Consider the following 16,243-nt stretch of genomic DNA (forward strand, 5'->3'; position numbering starts at 1 on the left):
AGTATAAGTTTTTACTGTTATCTATAAAAAAGTTTATTCCATCTTCTCCATCTGTTCCTCAAGAAACTCTATCTGATCCTCTATCTGATCTATCAGCTGCTCAGCCTTCTCCCGTTTCTCTGGCTCAACTTCATCTTTGAACGAGTCGAAGTCTTCTTCAGTCTGTTCAACCTGTGTCTCGAGGTCGTTCATGATGTCTCTGTAGTCGCTCACAACTGTCTTTTAGAGAAAGATAAGATAAAAAATGAGGTGTAGAAAAAAGTGGTTTTTACTGGTCGACTTTTGGGGTTGGGATCGGCGGCAGTAGGTTGAGTGTGTCTGCTACTCCGACTGCTTCTGACAGCAGTTTCTTGTACATCTCGTTCATAAGTGGTGCATTGACTTCTTCAGGTAGTTCTCCGTTTTCTTCCCATGATTCTATTATTTCGTCTGTCTGTCCTTTCCAGAGGATGTGACCGCTCATCTGGATTTCGGCTGCTTTGTCATCGCCTGTCATGTAGTTTACTGAGAACTCGAAGTCGATCTTGGCTACTGGTTCGTCTATTGCGTTTACAGTTTGTTCTGTGACTTTTTTGATTTTTGGTGCGTAGTTGACCTGGATGTTTCCCTGTGATCCTGCGCCTTTGGATGCATCGATCGAGTCAATATTAAATCCTACTATCATATGTTGGTTGAAAAGTGCAAGATTCTTTAACCTTCCGTGTCCAAAAACAGTTTCAAGGGATTAGATACTAAATGGCAAAAGATAAATTCCAGCAGGCAATGCTGATCGGAATCGGACTTATGGTAGCAATCGGGTTCTCAGGAGTATTCACATACGGAAACCTAGTAAACACAGGAGGAGGAAACAACAACCAAGACAATCAGGAGATACAGGCAGAACTTCCAACTCAAAACTATATAGACGGAAATTACAATCTTTCAGTACAAGAACAAGCCTACCTATCAGTCAATGAAGAAGTAGTATTTGTGAATGTGCTATACACAGACCGGAGAGAAAACTATACAGAACTACAAGGAATTCCATCAAAATTCAATAACACGGTCTACATAAACTCCGTTAACACATCCGAATCAACATTTGCAACAGGGACAGGAGCTGAACCACCAACAACTCTGCTGATAGGAAACCAGCCGACCAGAGGAAGTCCTTACAGCATCAGATCAGCAGAAACAACTCAGGAAGACATAATCTCAGGTATCTGCAGCTCAATGAGGGATGTAAGCCAGTTCGGAGCAACCTGCTACACATAAACTTTACTTCCCTCCACTTTTCTCTTTCTCAGATGTCAAAAGCCTTCGCAAACTCTTTACCGCCTTGAACACTATCAGAATACTTCTCCAACTTTTCCTCAGCGCTTTCATCTGTCTGCGATGCTGAAACAGCGCCCTTCTCACCTATCAAAGTGATACATGCCTGATGCTTGCTGGAAAGCTTCTGAGCAACTTGGATCAGCAGTCCAACGTTCTCGGTAGGCACCTCAGCTTCAACCTCTTCAAAGTCATTCTTCTCAAGTTCCTCCTCTAAGAACTCTTCAATCTGAGATTCAAGGTTTTCAACCTTCTTTTCTCTATCTTTTCTGATACTGTACAGGCTCTCGGCTGTTTCCAATGTGGTCTCTCTTCTCACCTTGCTAATTTGAGTGTCTTCGCCTAGGAAATCTGAAAGCTTTTCGATCTTCTCTTCAAATCCATCTACTTCACGCATGAACCTTTCAACTGTGTCGACAAGGTGCTCAGGTTCTACGGAGAAGACCTCACAAAGACTTCTCTGAACATTCCTGGTGTCATCCGGTATTTCTGCATCCAGCAACTTGGAAACTTCCTTAACTCTGCCCTCAACTTCTCTCTGGAACTCTCTGGCTGATTCCCCGGCTTTGTACTCTAGTCTGATAACGCCGTCCTGAATTCTCTTGCAGCCGGTGATCACGAACTCCTCTGCATGGGAGCTCTGGGTCAGGTGTGTTCCTCCACACGCCTCGATATCTACGTCTTCAATATCGATCAGTCTGATGGTGTTTCCGGGAGGTGCACCACCCTGGTAGATCCTGAAGCCATGCTCCTGTTCAGCGTCGCTTTTTTCCATCTCCAAGACATTGATCTCATGATCTTCTTCAATTATCTCTCTGACACTGGCTTCGATCTCGTCCAGAGTTTCTCGGTCTGGTTTCTCGTAATGCGTTATATCGAGCCTGGCTTTTTCCAATGTCTTGTTTGCTCCGGCCTGATAGATATGTTCGCCGAGTTCTTCACGCGCTGCAGCATTCACCATGTGGGTCGTGGAGTGGTGCTGAGTCAACTGCTTCCTCTTCTCACCGTTGACGACGCCCTTCACACTCTGCCCTTCTTCAAGATCATGATCTGGCGCTCGATGGAGTACCACGCCCGACTGCTTCTGCACATCTTCAACCTGGAAACCATTTATTTTTCCGACATCGTGCATCTGTCCTCCGCCCTGAGGATAGAACATCGTCCTGTCCAGGACTATCCATTCGTCATCTATAACTTCCAGGATTTCTGCTTTGAAATCGAAGTTCTCAGTCTTTCCGTCTTTTCTATACGGCTCTCTTCTATCGTAGTATAGCTTTTCTGTCTCAGAAACTCCTTCAAGATCAAAGTCCTCTTCAACTTCCTGAATTGCTTCATCTTCTTCTCCAATCTGCATGTAGAAGTCTTCAGGTACTTCAAAACCGGCTTCCTCCATCATCTCAGGAGAAACACCGTGAGACTCGTAGAGCTCAATCATTTTCTCAACTGAAGGCTGTGATTCAAGCTCCGAAAGCTTTTTCTCGGCTTTTTCACGTGCTTTCTCGTATTTCTTCGCTTCCACTTCTAAAATTCTCTGAATCTCGTCTATCGACTCCAGAAGCTCTGGGAACATCGGCTCAAGTTCCTCAGCGTTCCATCTGGCGACCTCTGTCATCTTTAACTCCCAGTTATATTTCTCAATGAAATCCTTAGCTCTTCTGTAAATCATTCTCAGGTTATGTCCTCCACCTGTGTTTGAAGGAATCTTGCCGTCAGCCAGCGCAAAGTTAAGTGCTCTGCTGTGTTCTGCTATGCTGTAAAGTGCGGCAGCAGGCTTAATCTCGTCTTTAAGATTGTCGACATCTTCATCGATTTTCTCTGCGACTTCCTTCCATTTCTCGTCGATGTCATCTACTTCATCGATGTTGAGCTCGGAGCTGTGTGGCAGGAACTTTTCCCAGACTTCTTGATCGATTTCCAGTCCTGTTCTTTCTTTCATCTTGGAGAGGGTTTCTGGCATGACGGATTCGTAGCTGGTTTCTGTTCCTCTGCTGATCCAGGTGATTCGTTCGTGCCCCATTCCCATGTCTAGGACTTTGAGGTCGAGTTCCTCGTAGCCTTCTGGTGTCTGTTTGTAGAACATGTAGACCTGGTTCCATAGTTCTAAACCATCTACGAAGAACTCCATGCATGCTCCTAGGTTTCCTCCGCCGCCCCAGCTGTCTTCGTGCAGTATAAGTTTTTCTTCAGGAATGCCGAGTCCTTCGACTGCGAATTCGAACATGTCTCGGAAGTATCGGTCCTGGTCGTATTTTTCAGGAGGCTGGAAGCATGTCTGACCGATCATAGTGAAATTAGTATAGTGTCTGCCTGTTATTCCTACATTATCGACATCGTTGAAACGAAGGCTTGGTTGTGGTATTATTAATTCGTCTGCGGGCGGTTCTGCTTCGCCTGATACTACGTATGGCTGGAAGCAGTAGATGCTTGCGCCTGTGAACTCTACATCGTCTCTCCAGCGTGCTACGACAGGATATCTATCGATTGAAGCGTATCCTCTGTCGTCCATGAATTCTTGGAAGAGTTCCCAGCTCTCGGTGTGTGTTAGTTCTACTTCGGTTGGTGAGTCGTTGATGAAGGTGTATCCGTCGCCGCATTCTGGTTCTCCGCAGATCTCTCGCTCCGGGTCTGAGCTCCAGAAATACAGTCTGCAGTTCTTGCACTGGCCTCGACTGAATCCTTTTTCCTTGAGTACTTCTGTGGCGAAGAATTTTTCCGGGTTCTCGCTGGCTTCTTCTTTTATCTCTTCTTTTAGCTGGTCGAGGCTCTTCATACCCTAAAAGTATCAGAGTATTTTTTTATCAGGTTGTGGAAAAGAAGAAAGGAAAGAAAATAGGAGAAGTATCTACTCGAGTCTTGAGTTGAGTTCTGTCAAGATTGCTGGCATGTAGAGTGATCCTACTACGACTGTGAGTAGGTATGCTACTGTTCCTAGGATTTCTCCCAGTAGTGCCATGCTTGCTCCACCGATCACTAGTAGGACAACGAATGGAAGGATTGTAGCTATAATTCTAGCTCTGTTTCCTTTTGTGGACTGTACGCTTTCGTCAAGCGCTTGGAACAGTCTCTTGTCGTCTACTGTGATTCTTGGAACTGAGATGATTAGTGTTGCCAGTAGGTACAGGATGATTCCTAGTGAGATAAGTCCTAGGATTCCTCCGATTGCGAGAAGTCCTGTGCCTGCTCCTGCTAGGCTAGCTGCCGAACTTGATGATCCGAGACCTGCCATGCTGCCTCCCAGTACTCCTATGAGGAGTAGCGGGTAGATTAATAGGTATGCGGCAGTGAAGGCAAATGCCTGGATTGTGATGTTGGCTCCTGTCATTCTCAGGAATGGCCATAGGATGTTCTCTGTGAACATTGACTTGCTGATATCTTTCTGGTCAAATGCTCTGAATGTTCCTACTGAAAGTGCTGCGGCACCTACGATGTATCCGATGAGTGTCAGTGCCATGACAGCTCCTCCAAGAATTGTGCTTACAGTCATCAGTGCTGCCCCGGCGGTAAATCCTGCGCCGAGAATGACTAATAGGGCAATCATAAATCCGATGACTCCAAGTGATGCCTTAGAGGCGATTCTATTGAAGCTTGACAGAACTGTGTCAACTATATCTAACTTCATTACGAAAAGATTCGGTTTTATCTAATAAAAAAGAAAAGGGTTGAACCGGTTAAGCCGGTCAATCTTAGAACATGTTTCCTAGTCCTTCAGCTGCTTCTTCGTCGTCTCCTTCGTCTTCTTCCTCTTCCTCAGCTTCTTCCTCTTCATCTGCTTCTTCTGCTGAGTCGTCTCCTGAAGGTGCTGGTGCTGCGCCTCCTGCGACTGCTGTCTCCATTGCTTCCTGGATGTCTACGTCTTCTAGTGCTGCGACCAGTGCTGCGACTTCTGAATCTTCTACGTCGAGACCTGCTGCGTCGACAATGTCCTGAAGGTTTTCTTCGTTGATTTCTTTATCTGCTTCTGAAAGTGTCAATGCTGCGTAAATTAGTTCCATAGTTAATCAACCAATGTCTGATTATTCAGGGTTCACCCTTAAAAACATGTACTGCATAGATGATTACAAATGACTGATATCAAGTTCTCAGACCTGCCTGAAGAGTTCAAGGTTCACCTTTCGGAAAAAGGTAAAGATGATCTCTGGCACAGAATAGATGAGTTTGGAGGGATAAAGACTTTGTCTGAGTCTTTTGATTTTTCCCGGTCTAAAATGTATAATTGGAAGAACAAAGACCTAGCCTTACCAGTTAAATTTGTCAAGAGGATAATGGGAGAAAACAGTACCGATGAAGTAACTGTTTTAAAGGGTAAGGGAAGCAGCAGTTACATTAAAGAACCTTTTTTTCCGTTAAATGTTTCAAGTGAACTTCTTACAAGAGTAGAAGCATCTGTCAACGAAAACTCTGATGGAACACCTGTCTACATAACCGGTGAAAAGGTTTTGGCAGACAGGTTTACTGAACTACTTGAACAGCTTGGAAGAGTTGAATACAGTGTTTATTCTCGTGATTCAAGGTTTGAAGTAAGGTATCCCAAGTTTTTGAACCAGTTATTCCGGGGTATCAGCTATGAAACGAATTTTTCTGCATTGATAGACGAGAAAGGAGAGATAAAAGACGGAACTATTCTCGTCCGTGATAGGGAGATAGATATCAGTGATTTTGATGGAAAGCTTTATTCTAGAGAGAAAAGTTTTGAGATAGCTCTTCAAAGAAGTGACTCGGATAAGATTGCTGAGTTAATGGCTGAAGAATCTACAAAAGTGAGGAGAATGATTGGAAATTGATTTCAAAATTCTTGTTTAGTTTGTTTATATGACTGAGTTTTTAGTTACATCGTACTCTAATCCTGATCTTGATGGAACTGCTTGCTCGTTTGCTTATGCTGAATTTTTGAGGAAGAACAATAAAGAAGCTGAGCCTGGTTTATTCGGGAAACCTGATGATGAGGCAAAATTCTTACTTGAAAAGCTCAATCTAAAAATTTCTTCCAGTTTAGATCTGATTGAGGAAGTTAATCAGATTGCTTTGGTTGACGCTAGTAACTTGGAATGGTTGAACCAGAGTATTGACAAATCCAAAATATCTCAAATAATAGACCATCGTGAGCACAATCTTTCTGAAGAATTCGATGGAGAGTCTCAGATTGAATTGGTTGGAGCAGCTGCGACCTTGATAGCAGAAAAATTCAAGAACTCCGAAGTAGAGATTTCTGAGGAATCAGCTGAACTTTTATACTGTGCTATAGCAGATAACACCGTGGATTTTCAAGCCAACGTCACAACCAAGAGAGATAAGGATGCTGCTGATTGGCTAGAAAACAAATTCTCGGATAAGAATGTATTGCAAGAGATTTTTTCAGTCAAGTCTGATTTTGACAAACCTGTTTCAGAAAAAGTTAAGAACGACTACTATAACACCAACTTGGCAGGACGCAAGGTAGGGATTGCCCAAATCGAAGCTTTAGGCGCAGAAAAATTTATTGAAGAAAATTCGGAAGAAATTTTGAGTGTAATGTGGAGATTGAAGCAACGTGAAAATCTTGATCACGTTTTCCTAACAAGCATAGATATCAGAGAAGAATTGAATATTTTCACAGCTTTGGAACAATCCAAGAAAATTTTGGAAAATGCCCTCAACCTCCAATTTAAAAATAACAAAGCTAAAGACTCCAGAATGCTGCTCAGGAAAGAAATAATACCAAAAGTAAAAGAAGAACTGGAATAAAAAATTAGAAGAGGGTTATTCCTCTTCTTTTTCTTCGGACTCGTCTTCTGAATCTTCTACAGTCTCTTCTTCCTCTTCTGAGTCACCATTTTCTTCAGCTTCATCTTCTTGGAGGTCTTCTTTTGCTGCTTCAATGTCTGTTTCTGAATCAACTGCTTCTGCTCCGGATGCTGCGTAGCTGATTGCTTCTTCGATTGTTTCTTCTTCTGGTAATCCTTCGCTGATTGCCAGGTTCTTGGCTTTCTGGACTGCTTCGCTGACAATTGCCTGCGCTGTTGTTTCGTTGATGATTCCTGCGTTGACTGCAAGATTGAATGCCTGTGAAGCTGCTGCTTCGACATCTGTTCTGTACTGTTCTGTGTCGATGTCAAGTTCTTCAGCACTGAAGAGTTCTCCTTCATTGTATGCTACATCTAGTGTCAGTCCGATTTCCAGTGGTTCGATCCCCATCTGGTTTAGGATTTCTGCATCTTCGGCTGTGATGGTTTCTCCTTTTTCGACGATTACTCCGTCATTTTGTACATGGATGCTTCCGTCGTCTACCTGTACTTGGAGTCCTGCTTGCTGCAGTTTTCCAAGCATCGGTCCTGGACCTATTCCAGTGTCGCCTTCAGGGACTACGATATCGTTCGGAGCTGTCTCTCCTCCCTGTGCAGCTGCGGAAGTCTTGTTCTCCTGAATCAGCTGATAGAGCTGGAAAGGGTCTTTGTTCGAGAAGATGAATGCTGGCTGAGTTGCATCGTTATCTTCAAGCTGTTCGATATCTTCTTTCTCAGCTTTCTCGATTGCGATCTGCATCAAGGTTTTTCTGCTCATCTTGATGTCTGCGAACTCTTTCATCTCCTTCTTCATCTGCTGTAGCTGTCTTGAAGGAAGGTTGTGCATGTCTAGGAGTCCGACTACAGGGTAGTCTTCGATCTTGGTCTTGAACTCTTCGACTTTCTCTTCTTTCTGTTCTCTGGTCATCTGTTTTGGAATTGGCTGGACCATTCTAATTCACCTCTACTGTTGGACCCATGGTGGTCTTGATTAAGACATTCTTGAGATTGTTGTCGCCTTTAGGAAGGTGGTTGGATACGAATTCGTAGATTGTATCTGCGTTCATGGCGACATTTCCTAGGTCCTGTTCTTCGTTTCCGATTTTAACCTGCATCAAAGGATCTTCAGCAAGTCTGAGAGTTACCGTATTTCTCAGGTCTTCAATGTCTTCTGAAGGATCTTCTCCAGGCTGTACTGGGTCCGGCATCATGTTTCTTGGACCGAGTACCTGTCCTAACTGAGAACCGATCTTAGGCATCAGTGGTGCCTCTGCCAGGAGGAATGTAAACTCTTCTGCAAGGTCTTTTGCGTTGGAAGGCTCGTCGAAGTACTCGTCTTCCAGTTCGTTCTCTGTAATGACCTTGTCGGCGTTGTCAAGGTTCTGAGTAATTGAATCCCCAATTACTGCAACCTTGATCTCTTCGTCTGCCTGATAAGGAAGTTTGATGTCTTCGTTGAAACGATTGTTAGGATCAGAAAGATCCAGGTCTCTAAAGTTGAAGACTAGGTCAACTGATTCTGTAAAGTTTCTGTCTTCTGCTTCTTCTACTGCTTGTTCAACTGCTTCTTCGAAATTCATTCGAAATCACCCTGCGATTTCTGCATGACCGAGAAAATCTGTGATTTTCGGCTCATCTAGATTCCCTCCTCGTTTTTGAGTTGATCATCGTATTTTCCTTCGTCAATTTCTTTTCCGACTTCGTAGGCATCTTTGCCGTCAACTGTGATTCCAGCTGAATTGGCGGAACCGATGACTTCCTTGACTGCTCCTCGTAGGTCCATTGCTAGAAGGTCGCTTGACTTCATTCTTGCGATCTTGCATGCTGTGCTGAAGTCCATGTCGGCTACCTTGTCTAGGTTTGGTTCGCCTGATCCTCCGTCGATTCCCAGTTCGTCAAAGATTAGCTGGGCGACTGGAGGTGTTCCGACTTCTATCTCGAAGTCTCCGGTTTCCTCATCGACTTCTACATCGACTGGTACTTCCATGCCGTCAAAGTCTTTGGTTTTGTCGTTGATTGCTGACACGACTTCCCCTACATCCGCTGGGAGTGGTCCCAGTTCCGGTCCTAGGGGAGGTCCTGCGGAGGCTGATCCTCCTTCCACTAAAGTGCTTATTGTGGTCTTATCTCCCATTGTTAATCATCTCGTGTTTTGTGTGATAGTATGTGTGTTTTACTGGTTTGCTTTTCTTCTTACTGTGTCTATGTCGACTGTTGTTGGAATTGGGACTGCTGCATCGATCAGTTCGATTGTTACTTCACGATTGGTGTCGTCGACTCTTTCGATCTTGGCTTGTTCGCCTTTGAAAGGTCCTGAGATTACTTCGACTGTGTCTCCCTCTTCAATCTTGATCTCTTCTTGTTCTTCGTCGAGGTATTTTTCGATCTGGTCGACATCTACTTTCTTGTCTAGTACTCCTCTAGCGTTTCTTGAGTCATTGACGAGGTCTTTGATGTCCTGCTCTTTTCCTTCGATGAATATGTATCCTTGAAGGTCGTCAGGGTGGAAAAGTGCTTTTATGTCTAGGTTGCTTGTCTTAACCTGGTTTCTCATTGCGTTTATCGCTGTTTTCTCTCTTCCACGAGTTGTTCTTGCACTGAGTATTGTCATTCTCTTGTTAAACCTCTACATTGGGAGTACTAAGTTTTTGATCAGGTAAAATATGAATCCTATAAGCCCTATCAGGATGATGCCTGCTCCGGTAACTTTGGCGCTCATCTCAAACTCTTCACGGTCCGGTTTTTCTGAAATTTTCAGGACTCGCCTGTACTCTTTCAACTTGCTTTCGAGCTCGTTCTTGAGCTTAGCCGGCGACAGTTCTTCGGTATTCATAATCATTCAACCATTGACAACTGCCGAGTTATATAGAAAAGCCTAGACGACTGAAACTGTCTAGAACCCTTCCACCTCGACAGTGGTTCAAACGGGCCTTTAACAAGAACTAAATCTGTAGAAAAATTTATAAAACCGTTAATTACATCAGGTATTCAGTAAGTTCCTCACCTTTCTAAGGTTTCTCTCAGGCTCCTCAATAAACCTTATTGAAAAACTTGAACCATCTCTAAGGCTTATTTTTATCGTCCCTACTCCGAATAAGCTTTCTATTCTGCTTTCAGTCATGGAAATGTTCTCTATGTCTTTGCACAGAAATTCTTCGTCTTGGTGACGGCTCTCTCTTTTGATGAAATCTCTTTTGATGGTATAATTAGTTGACTTCAGTCCAATATAGTCTGAAATCAAGAGATTTGATACGATAGCTGCTGATCCTATCGAACTTATCAATAAAAGCAAATTTGTGGTAATTGCTTCATTGATACTTTCTATCCTGGTTGATGCTAGAAGTATTACTCCAAAGACACCTATAAATATTATTGGAGCTATGATAAGAGTGATAAATAGGTTAGTTGTTATTCCTGCCCCAACATTTGGTTTAAGGCTGAGTGAGGAGATCCTATCATTAAATCTATTTGTTTTTCGCTTATTTTTGATTTCTTTAATATCTTCTCTAATCATTCCGCGAAGTTGGTTTTCCAAGAAATCTGGTTTGCTTAAATATTCTAGTTCAACTTCTTTTTGGGAGGTACTGAGTTTCAGATTTCCGGTGTTAAAGAACCTCTGTAAGAAGGGTCTGTTAACTTGGAGTCTGTCTATGTTATTGAAAGATATGTCCTCGTTGCTTCGAGTCTTTTTAACCTCTATTTCATCTTCATGAATAATATATCTCCACTTATTCAATTCTTTACTTATGAAATGTCCTTCGACTAACGAAAACCCAATGAAAAAAAGTATGACGCTAACTGAAGAAGTAAGAATGACTGCGGCAGAACTCACTCCCAAAAAAGGTTTAGTCATCACATAAGATATCAGGAAACCTATTATTCCTATGACAAATCCTGCTAGGGCTGAGAATCCGGTATTAGGAGATATATTGTTATAGATGTCTCTTCTTAAAAGCGACTTAACAATCATGCAAGTCGTCGCCGATTTTTTAAATGGCTTGATGTTCACAGCGTCTGACATTAAACTATAGTAAGAAGAAAGTTATTGAAATAAGTAAAGGGAAGATTTTTAGGCTTAGCCCACTTTAGATAAACTCTACGCCTAGTTCCTGCTCAATTTCGTCCTCATACTCGTCTTGGTGAGTTTTTTCAGGTCCGTAGATCTGTGGGCTGTCGACCCCTGTGACGATTATCATGGATTGCAGTGAGTTGTCCATGTCTTCTCTGACTTGTGCTCCCCAGATGATCTTGGCTGAGTCGTGCAGTTTTCCTGAAACTGTGTTGACGACTTCCTGTGCTTCGTTGAGGGAGAGGTTGGTGCCTCCTGTTACATTGACAAGTGCTCCTTTCCCTCCTTCGATGTCTACATCAAGTAGTGGGTTGCTTAGTGCTTTCTGGACTGCTTCTGTTGCTCTGGAGTCTGTATCGGATTGTCCCATTCCGATCATTGCGATTCCTCCTTCTCCCATGACGGCTCTGATGTCCGCGAAGTCGAGGTTGACCAGTCCTGGCTTGGTGACGAGTTCTGTTACGCCTTTGACTGCGTTGACGAGTATTTCGTCTGCGATCTTGAATGCTGTGTTCAGGGATACATCTGGTACGATTTCGAGTAGCTTGTCGTTTGGAATTACGATTAAGGTGTCGACTGTTTCTTCTAGTCGTTCTAGTCCGTATTCTGCGTTTTCTTGTCGTGCTTGTCCTTCCATTTCGAATGGTAGTGTTACGATTCCTACGGTTAGTGCGCCTTCTTTCTTGGCTTGTTCTGCGATTACTGGTGCTGATCCTGTTCCTGTTCCTCCTCCGAGGCCGCAGGTGATGAATACCATGTCAGCTCCTTCGACCTGCTGTTTTACTTTCTGCTGAGATTCTTTGGCAGATTCCTCTCCGACTTTTGGGTCTGCTCCTGCGCCGAGACCTTGAGTAAGTTCTTTCCCAATTAGTACTTTTTCATCGGCATTTGCATAGAGAAGGTCCTGTGCATCAGTGTTCATCGCAACTGTCTCGCAGCCTTCAATTCCTACTTCAACAAGTCTGGAGATAGTATTGTTTCCTGCTCCACCTGAGCCGATTACCTTGATATCAGCTTTTCTCTGTTCTATCAAGTCCTCAAGCTCGTCGTCAATATCATGGTTTTTCTGCTTTTGAGGCACTGATCCAGAATCGTTCCGCCTTGCTTCATTTATAGAATCTTCCATCAGAGGACCACTTTCTTATGTAAAACAAGTAGTCACTAAACTATATAAAATTGGCTCAAGCCTCTGCCGCCCGAAAACACGAAAAATAAAGCTTGCAGATGAGAAAAAAAGAGAGAAAAGATAGGAGCAGATTTGAAGTTCTTACTCATCAAACTCTACTTCCTCTATGCTGGTAAACTGGGTGATTTCTTCTCTAATTCCGTCCTTCATTTCTTCTGGGAGCTCGTGACTATGGCCGTCATCTTCATGCTTGTGTACGATAGTTGCTTTGTTCCCGTCAAATTCTATTTCTCCGTGGCCTAGTCGGTATTCGAAGATTTTTCGAGCCTTCTCTTCGTCATCTTCAACTTTTTCATTAACTCTTACCCAGTATTCCAGATCTTTTCCTGCGAGCGGATGGTTAAAGTCGATTCTGACTCTGCCAGATCCTTTTGAGATTACTCTTCCGGTTCTCCGACCTATTTGGATCTGTTCGCCTACATTGACTTGGACGCCCTGCTTTTCGAACTCTTTTTCAGGGAAGGTGTCCATGTTGTCGGCTTCTCTCTTTCCGTATGCTTTTTCAGCTGGTATTTCGACTTCTCTTTCCTCTCCTACTTCCATGTCTTGGATTTCTTCTTCTAGTCCTTCGATTACATAGTCTTCTCCGACTAGGACTGGGATAGGCTTGAATTCTTTGCCTTGCTTGTTGATTCCGTGTTCTTCTGCTTTTTCTTCGTCTGACAGGTCAAATATTTCGCCGTCAGCCTTTCCTACATAGTCGATCAGAACTAGTTCTCCGTTTTCCATTGGTTAATTCACGGAAAACAATAAGGCTGAAAATAGTTAAAAGATGCCACGAACAGGAGACAAAAACTTAAGACTTCCATGTACAATTCCTTCTTGTATGAGCTGGATGGACGAACTCCCTGAACAAGTACAGGAATCAATGGACGACCTACTACTCGAAACAGAACAACACGAAGAAACCTACATGGACGCAGAAAACGCGCCAATAGGTCAAATATGGGTAGCAATGGCACAAATGAACAAAAGAATCCAAAAACTAGAGGATCTCGTCCAGGCACAGAGAACAGCACTCAAAGAAATGGATGTAGAAGTAGAAGTCGACAAACACCTCGACAAAGATTTGAAAGAAAGCCTGAAAAGATATTAAGAAGGAAGTTTGGAGAATCTTTACTCCATTACAATTGCAGGCTTACCTGGCTCTGCTCTATCTGCTTTACCTTCGTCAGATCTTTCCTCAGCTTCAATGATAACTTCGGCATCGAATTCTTCTTTCCAGCGGCTTTCGTTGGCTTCTAATGCTTCAATCTCTGTTCTTTGTTCCATCAACTGATTTCTGAATTTGCCAGGATTTTCGAAGGCATCCTGTACTTTCTGATTGACTGTGTCAGCGTGCTGTTTAAATCCTGCGTTGATGGTCTTTCCTGTTATTGCGCCTACATCGCCGAGGTCCAGGTTTTCTTCAATTTCCTGGAATGCTTCGTACTTCCAGTCTGCTGCTCGGATTACTTTGATTTTCGCTGGTTCTGAATCAACCATTTCCTGGATCTCTCTGATGTCGCTGGCTACTCTGTCAAAGTATTCGTCTATCTTCTCTGCCTCCTCGTCAAGAAGCTCTTCATCGACTTTAGGCCAGTCAGAGTTGTAAAGGAAGCCTTCATCAATCTTGTTCCATAGTTCGTCTCCGAGATGAGGAGCGAAAGGCGCTACAAGTTTAATCAGGGTCTTAACTCCTTCAGTGAATATTGCAGGGTCAGCATCTCTCTGCTTGTACCAGTAAAGCTTTGTCAGGAGTTTGTCAACTTCTCCTGCAGCCAAGTTGAACTCGTAGTTGTCGTTGTATTCTGTTACATTTTCTTTGGCTCTCTGAATTCTGCTGGATACTATACTGTCCTCAAGTTTTGCGTCCTCAAGACTTGCTTCTTGCTCTGTTAGTAAATCCTCGTTCTCAGTGACGAGCCTCTCAATTCTTTCTAGCATGTCGTGTGATGCCTGAACTCCGTCCTTCGACCAGTCTAGCTCTTTGCTTGGATGTGAAGCACTCAAGATGAATAATCGGGCTGTGTCTGCTCCATACTCATCTACAAGTTCTGAAGGCCGTACGACATTGTTCTTAGATTTGGACATCTTGATGGTCTCGACTTCAACCTCTCTGCCGCATTTGCTACAGATATTTTCGTCTTCGATTTCTTCAGGATACATCCAGCCGTGTTCAGGGCATTTGTAGGCAGGGTGGTTGACCATGCCCTGTGTCAACAGTTTTTCGAATGGCTCATCGTCTTCAACCATTCCCTGGTCTCTGAGGAACTTCTGGAAGAATCTTGCATAGATAAGATGCATTGTGGCGTGTTCTATCCCGCCTACATATTGGTCTACATTCATCCAGTAGTCTGCTGCATCCTCTTCGAAAGGAGCATCTTCGAAATCTGGTGAGCAGTATCTTAGGAAGTACCATGAGGAGTTGATGAATGTATCCATCGTGTCGGTTTCTCTTTCTGCCTTTCCTCCACATTCAGGGCATTCTGTTTCCATGAAGCTGTCAGAAGTTTCGATAGGGTTACCTCTACCTGTGAATTCCACATCTTCTGGTAGTTCGACAGGTAAGTCTTCTTCAGGAACTGGTACTGCTCCGCATTCGTCACAGTAGACTACGGGTATCGGTGTTCCCCAGTAACGCTGCCTGGAGATCAGCCAGTCACGCAGCTTGTAATTAACATCTTCTTCACCAATTTCTTTCTCTTCTAATCTTTCTATTACAGTTTTGATAGCTTCTTCTTTATCCAAGTCGTTGAGGAAGTCCGAATTGATATGGTCTCCGTCTCCTTCCCAGGCGCCGTCTTCCCCAAAACTGTGGTCTTCAGCAGGTTCTACAACAGTTTGAACATCTATTTCATGCTCTTGGGCAAATTCAAAGTCTCTCTGGTCATGTGCAGGAACTGCCATAATAGCACCGGTTCCGGCACCTTCAAGTACGAATTCCGCTACATAGATTGGTATTTCTTCGTCGTTGAACGGATTTTCCGCGTATCTGCCAGTGAATACTCCTGCCTTGGATTTCTCCTCCCTTTCCTCGTCGTCCTTCTGCTTTGCTACCTCAATGTAATCTGCTACTTCTTCGTTTTCTTCTGCTATTTCTTCGGCTAGTTCATGTTCTGGTGCCAAGGCCATGAATGTGGCTCCGAATATCGTGTCTGGTCTTGTAGTAAATACTTCAAGTTCTCTGCCTTGTTTTAGCGGGAAGTTTATTCTTGCTCCTGTACTTCTTCCGATCCAGTTCTCCTGCATCTCTCTTACCTTGTTAGGCCAGCCGTCGAGCTGTTCAAGATCGGCGACAAGCTCATCAGCATAATCGGTTATAGCGAGCTTCCACTGTTCCATCTCCTTATTCTCGTTTACCTCTGAATCGCATCTCCAGCAAAGACCATCTTCAACTTGCTCGTCCGCTAAAACTGTTTCACAGCTTGGACACCAGTTGACTTCTGCTTCATCACGGTATGCTATGCCTTCTTCAAGCATTTTCTGGAAAATCCATTGGTCCCATTTGTAGTATTCTGGTTCGCAGGTTGTAACTTCTCTATCCCAGTCTAGGGAGAATCCAAGTCGTTTGAACTCTTCTTTCATGTCGCTGATGCAGTCCAAAGTCCACTCTCCGGGATTAATGTCTCGGTCGATAGCTGCGTTTTCTGCTGGCATTCCGAATGCGTCCCAGCCCATAGGATGCATCACATTATAGCCTTGCATCGACTTGAAACGGGCGTAGACATCTGAGAGGGAGAAAGCTCTTCCGTGGCCCATGTGCATTCGTCCAGAAGGATATGGGAACATGTCCAGGATGTATTTCTTTTCTTTATCTTCGTCTTTCTCGGCTTTGTGAAGGTTGGCTTCTTCCCATTTTTTCTGCCATTTTTGCTCTATCTGTTTGAGTCTTTCTGCGAATTCTTGGGCCATGTTCGGCTTTTTATCTACAACTTA

18 protein-coding genes are annotated in these 16,243 nt (G+C 43.7%); 4 read left to right on the forward strand and 14 right to left on the reverse strand.

Going from position 1 to position 16,243, the window contains the following annotated elements; genetic code table 11:
* Positions 1-33: 33 nt before the first annotated feature.
* Together LC1Nh_RS00455 and LC1Nh_RS00460 are read right to left on the reverse strand one after the other, a co-directional pair.
* Positions 34-213, reverse strand: a complete 180-nt coding sequence (locus LC1Nh_RS00455) for a hypothetical protein (protein ID WP_153549736.1) — start codon at positions 211-213, stop codon at positions 34-36.
* A 55-nt stretch (positions 214-268) separates the two neighbouring features.
* Positions 269-664: a hypothetical protein gene (locus tag LC1Nh_RS00460; RefSeq protein ID WP_153549737.1), complete on the reverse strand. Its 396-nt coding sequence runs from the start codon at positions 662-664 to the stop codon at positions 269-271.
* A gap of 71 nt (positions 665-735) precedes the next feature.
* Here LC1Nh_RS00460 and LC1Nh_RS00465 point away from each other — a divergent pair, with 71 nt between their 5' ends.
* Positions 736-1,254: a hypothetical protein gene (locus LC1Nh_RS00465; RefSeq protein ID WP_153549738.1), complete on the forward strand. Its 519-nt coding sequence runs from the start codon at positions 736-738 to the stop codon at positions 1,252-1,254.
* A gap of 28 nt (positions 1,255-1,282) precedes the next feature.
* Here LC1Nh_RS00465 and alaS read toward each other — a convergent pair whose 3' ends face one another.
* From alaS to rpl12p, 3 genes are all read right to left on the reverse strand, one after another.
* A complete protein-coding gene (gene alaS, locus LC1Nh_RS00470; RefSeq protein ID WP_153549739.1) occupies positions 1,283-4,081 on the reverse strand; it encodes an alanine--tRNA ligase in 2,799 nt (932 codons plus the stop codon).
* 72 nt (positions 4,082-4,153) lie between these two features.
* Complete coding sequence (locus LC1Nh_RS00475; protein WP_153549740.1) at positions 4,154-4,930, reverse strand: glycerophosphoryl diester phosphodiesterase membrane domain-containing protein; 777 nt, start codon at positions 4,928-4,930, stop codon at positions 4,154-4,156.
* Between the two features lie 64 nt (positions 4,931-4,994).
* Complete coding sequence (rpl12p, locus tag LC1Nh_RS00480; protein ID WP_153549741.1) at positions 4,995-5,303, reverse strand: 50S ribosomal protein P1; 309 nt, start codon at positions 5,301-5,303, stop codon at positions 4,995-4,997.
* A gap of 69 nt (positions 5,304-5,372) precedes the next feature.
* On the opposite strand from rpl12p, the gene LC1Nh_RS00485 reads away from it, so the two are divergent.
* Both LC1Nh_RS00485 and LC1Nh_RS00490 read left to right on the forward strand, forming a co-directional pair.
* Positions 5,373-6,092 carry a hypothetical protein gene (locus tag LC1Nh_RS00485; RefSeq protein ID WP_153549742.1) on the forward strand — a complete coding sequence of 240 codons (720 nt, stop codon included), beginning with the start codon at positions 5,373-5,375 and terminating at the stop codon, positions 6,090-6,092.
* A gap of 28 nt (positions 6,093-6,120) precedes the next feature.
* Positions 6,121-7,032: a DHHA2 domain-containing protein gene (locus tag LC1Nh_RS00490; RefSeq protein ID WP_153549743.1), complete on the forward strand. Its 912-nt coding sequence runs from the start codon at positions 6,121-6,123 to the stop codon at positions 7,030-7,032.
* Between the two features lie 15 nt (positions 7,033-7,047).
* Here LC1Nh_RS00490 and LC1Nh_RS00495 read toward each other — a convergent pair whose 3' ends face one another.
* The 8 genes from LC1Nh_RS00495 to LC1Nh_RS00530 form a co-directional block, all read right to left on the reverse strand.
* Complete coding sequence (locus tag LC1Nh_RS00495) at positions 7,048-8,022, reverse strand: 50S ribosomal protein L10 (protein WP_153549744.1); 975 nt, start codon at positions 8,020-8,022, stop codon at positions 7,048-7,050.
* A 1-nt stretch (position 8,023) separates the two neighbouring features.
* Positions 8,024-8,650 carry a 50S ribosomal protein L1 gene (locus LC1Nh_RS00500; protein WP_153549745.1) on the reverse strand — a complete coding sequence of 209 codons (627 nt, stop codon included), beginning with the start codon at positions 8,648-8,650 and terminating at the stop codon, positions 8,024-8,026.
* A gap of 56 nt (positions 8,651-8,706) precedes the next feature.
* Positions 8,707-9,204, reverse strand: a complete 498-nt coding sequence (locus tag LC1Nh_RS00505) for a 50S ribosomal protein L11 (RefSeq protein WP_153549746.1) — start codon at positions 9,202-9,204, stop codon at positions 8,707-8,709.
* 39 nt (positions 9,205-9,243) lie between these two features.
* On the reverse strand, positions 9,244-9,681 hold the full coding sequence (locus LC1Nh_RS00510) for a transcription elongation factor Spt5 (protein ID WP_153549747.1): 438 nt from the start codon (positions 9,679-9,681) through the stop codon (positions 9,244-9,246).
* Between the two features lie 15 nt (positions 9,682-9,696).
* Positions 9,697-9,903, reverse strand: a complete 207-nt coding sequence (locus LC1Nh_RS00515; protein WP_256727642.1) for a protein translocase SEC61 complex subunit gamma — start codon at positions 9,901-9,903, stop codon at positions 9,697-9,699.
* A 147-nt stretch (positions 9,904-10,050) separates the two neighbouring features.
* Positions 10,051-11,040, reverse strand: a complete 990-nt coding sequence (locus tag LC1Nh_RS00520) for a PH domain-containing protein (RefSeq protein ID WP_217907052.1) — start codon at positions 11,038-11,040, stop codon at positions 10,051-10,053.
* Positions 11,041-11,155: 115 nt separating this feature from the next.
* Positions 11,156-12,265, reverse strand: coding sequence for a cell division protein FtsZ (ftsZ, locus tag LC1Nh_RS00525; protein WP_153549750.1), 1,110 nt, complete (start codon positions 12,263-12,265; stop codon positions 11,156-11,158).
* A gap of 141 nt (positions 12,266-12,406) precedes the next feature.
* On the reverse strand, positions 12,407-13,054 hold the full coding sequence (locus tag LC1Nh_RS00530; RefSeq protein ID WP_153549751.1) for an FKBP-type peptidyl-prolyl cis-trans isomerase: 648 nt from the start codon (positions 13,052-13,054) through the stop codon (positions 12,407-12,409).
* A gap of 97 nt (positions 13,055-13,151) precedes the next feature.
* Here LC1Nh_RS00530 and LC1Nh_RS00535 point away from each other — a divergent pair, with 97 nt between their 5' ends.
* Positions 13,152-13,421, forward strand: a complete 270-nt coding sequence (locus tag LC1Nh_RS00535; RefSeq protein ID WP_153549752.1) for a hypothetical protein — start codon at positions 13,152-13,154, stop codon at positions 13,419-13,421.
* 20 nt (positions 13,422-13,441) lie between these two features.
* On the opposite strand, the gene leuS is transcribed toward LC1Nh_RS00535, so the two are convergent.
* Positions 13,442-16,219, reverse strand: coding sequence for a leucine--tRNA ligase (leuS, locus tag LC1Nh_RS00540; protein WP_153549753.1), 2,778 nt, complete (start codon positions 16,217-16,219; stop codon positions 13,442-13,444).
* Positions 16,220-16,243 lie beyond the last annotated feature (24 nt).

The sequence above is a fragment of the Candidatus Nanohalobium constans genome (assembly GCF_009617975.1).
Classification (GTDB): Archaea; Nanohalarchaeota; Nanosalinia; order Nanosalinales; family Nanosalinaceae; genus Nanohalobium; species Nanohalobium constans.